1 pseudogene is annotated in these 1,559 nt (G+C 67.3%); it reads right to left on the minus strand.

The annotated features are described in order from the left end of the window. Nucleotides 1-283 precede the first annotated feature (283 nt). Nucleotides 284-1,432: pseudogene (locus ITX44_RS40595) on the minus strand (IS701 family transposase); the annotation flags it as partial. Nucleotides 1,433-1,559: the final 127 nt, after the last annotated feature.

The raw sequence follows: 1,559 nt of genomic DNA on the forward strand, positions 1-1,559 counted from the left end.
GCTGGAGTACTAGTACTCCAGTTGCACTTCTCCATTTCCCCTGGTCACAGGGCCCTTTTGGAGTCTAGCGGGCTGACGTGCCGTCAGGTCGGTGGTAGTTCGTGACTCACCCGATCGGGCTGCGTGCGGCGCTGGTAGTGGCAGTGGCGGGCGATGGCCTGGTGGCGGCGGCGCCAGCTGGACCAGTGGAGTTGGTGTCTGGGTGAGGAGTGCCGGGCTGCGGAGGAACGGGCAAGGTCCAGGAGCCGTCGGACTTCTGCCACGGTGAGGGGAACGAGGCCGCTCGAACCGTTTCTCCGGCCCCCCTTTCGAGGGCATGGGCTGCCATTGCGGCCAGGAAGGCGTGCGCGAGCATGGCCAAGGTGATGTGGCGGTACCAGCCGACGTAGCGGCGGACTTCGTACTGGTCCAGGCCGCATTCGTTCTTCGCGGCCTGGAAGCACTCCTCGATGGCCCACCGGGTGCCGGCCACCCGGACCAGTTCGGAGACGGTTGCGTCCGCGGGGGCGAAGGCGAGGTAGTACGCGATCTCCTCGGGGCGAGCCAGGCTGCGGCGGGCCAGGACCCAGCGGTAGTGGGTGGGGGCGGGACCTTCGACGGTGGGCAGCTTGGCCGCGGCCCAGTCGTAGACCCGCGGTCCCTTCGCGCCATTGCCGCAGGAGATCCGCTCCCATGCCTCGACTGGGGCGCCGGTCAGGACATGGTCGATGCGCCAGCTGCCCGCTGGTGACTTGACCTGCTGGGACTTGGGCACTGCCAGGACGTAGCCCACGCCGTCCTCCTCAAGCATCCGCCGGAAGTGCCACTCCTGCCCGTAGGCCGCATCCGCGGTCACCCAGGCAATCGGCAGTTCGGAGTCCAGCGCCCGCCGGACCATGGCGCGCGCAAGCTCCGGCTTGTTCGCGAAGGCCTTGCCCTCGGGGATCCGAGCGGCGCGACATCGGTCGGGGTCTTCGGTCCAGGACTTGGGCAGGTAGAGCTCGCGGTCCACCAGGGCCCTGCCCTTCGCGGAGGCGTAGGCGGCGAACACCCCGATCTGGCAGTTTTCCGTCCGTCCAGCGGTGCCGGAGTATTGCCTTTGCACCCCAGCGGAGACGGTGCCCTTCTTCAGGAAGCCCGTGTCGTCGACGATCAGCACGCCATCGTGTTGACCGAGCCGCTCGGCTACGTAATCCTGCAGGTCGTCGCGGATCTCGTCCGGCTCCCACTGGCACCAGGACAGCAGCCGCTGCAGCCCGTAGGGGGTGGCGTTGCCTGCTTGTTCGGCCAACTGCCAGCTGTTCTTCCGGCCCACCGGCCCCAAAAGGCCGCGCACGTAGTCCCGCATCCGTCGCCGCGGCTCAACGCGGCCGAACCGCACTCCTACGCGGAGCAGCAGCGACTCCAACTCGGCGTCCCACAGACCTGCTTCGACATCGCTCTCCGTCCCCATGACCGATTCAACGCAACCCGATCGGGTGAGTCACGAACCACTACCAACCTGACGGCACGTCAGCCAGCTAGACTCCAAAAGGGCCCTGTGACCAGGGGAAATGGAGAAGTGCAGCTGGAGTACTAGG

The organism is Actinacidiphila acididurans (assembly GCF_016918855.1).
Classification (GTDB): Bacteria; Actinomycetota; Actinomycetes; order Streptomycetales; family Streptomycetaceae; genus Actinacidiphila; species Actinacidiphila acididurans.